Here is a 1299-nt window from a genome sequence, read left to right as displayed (position 1 = left end):
ATCGCCCTCATTAATGGCAACATTCCAATCCGCGAACTCATCATTAATAGCGACTCTTAAGTCCGACTCCTGCTGTCTAAACTGATAGCTATCTTGTAGTTTTTGATACAACTCAGTCAAAGTGGTATCAGGCTCTATAGTCAAAGTTTCACTGCCCTTCTGAGCCTTATCGGCCAAACTAGCAAAATATAAAACGGTGACCTTTTTAATATTATTCATAACCTTCTCGACATATTAGAAATATTGTTATAACGCTTACCTTTTGTTATGTATTACGCCATTTAAATGATCTAAATTACCTAAAACATCTAAAAGTGCTAGCAACTATTGATGTTGATAATCTGATTTGCCACCGGTCTTAGTCACCAAGCGAATATCATTAATAATAATGTCATGTGACATGGCTTTGGTCATATCATAAATCGTCAAACACGCCACACTGACGGCCGTTAACGCCTCCATCTCTACCCCAGTTTTGTGGGTAACTCGCACAGTAGCAGACACTTTAATGGCACTATGCTCATCTTGATAATCAAAGCGTAGGGCTATCTTATCAAGCGGCAAAGGATGACATAGTGGAATTAGATCATGGGTGCGCTTAGCCGCCATAATGCCAGCAATATGAGCAGTCTGAGTGATACTACCCTTTTTAGTCATGCCATCCGCTGCTTTTATCTCGCTATAAATTGCTTTAGGAAACACTACATAGCCTTGTGCCACCGCTTCTCGAGTGGTCACGGTTTTATGGCCCACATCTACCATATGAATATCGCCATCAGCATCTAGATGTGACAGTTTTGAAGGTTGTTGATTTGTTTCTGACTGTTGTTCTAAATCTGACTGCTGTTCTAAATCTGACTGTTGTTCTAAATCTGTTTGTTGCTTTAAATCTAATTGTTGCTTTAGGTCTGACTGTAACATAGCAATTTCCAATCCCATAACGGCTGAAGGTTTGCGAAGGTTTAACCGATTTGTTAATAACAATGAGTTAACTAATTTATTAAACAGCTAAGCTTTAACGCTTTGACAAGCATGTTTGAATTGCTCAGGGGTATTTAAATTAGACAACGCAAACCAAGACGCAGGCATCACGATCTGATGACATAAAGGCTTAATAAAGCCCATTACCCGCCGTTCACCCTTATCTAAATATTCCTTAAGCATCTTCGCAATACTAAGATGGTATAAGCCCAGTAGCGGGTACAATCTCTCATTATCGGCTAAACAAAATACTTTAGCTATTTGCAAGCCTGTCGTCAGCTCTGTCCCCTCATTTTGCCCCACCTCTTTCTTGATATA

The 1299-nt window shown here is 39.6% G+C and carries 2 protein-coding genes and 1 pseudogene; all 3 read right to left on the bottom strand.

Going from position 1 to position 1299, the window contains the following annotated elements; genetic code table 11:
- Positions 1–219: MoaD/ThiS family protein (locus QZ265_RS09955; RefSeq protein WP_296405783.1), on the bottom strand; the 219-nt coding region annotated here is incomplete at its 3' end.
- A 105-nt stretch (positions 220–324) separates the two neighbouring features.
- Complete coding sequence (gene moaC / locus QZ265_RS09950) at positions 325–921, bottom strand: cyclic pyranopterin monophosphate synthase MoaC (protein WP_296405781.1); 597 nt, start codon at positions 919–921, stop codon at positions 325–327.
- Positions 922–1008: 87 nt separating this feature from the next.
- A pseudogene (locus QZ265_RS09945) lies at positions 1009–1299 on the bottom strand (hypothetical protein); the annotation flags it as partial.

It is taken from the genome of Psychrobacter sp. (assembly GCF_018260395.1).
GTDB lineage: Bacteria > Pseudomonadota > Gammaproteobacteria > Pseudomonadales > Moraxellaceae > Psychrobacter.
Note: the sequence above shows the minus strand (reverse complement) of the source record. Positions and strands in the feature narration are given on the sequence as shown.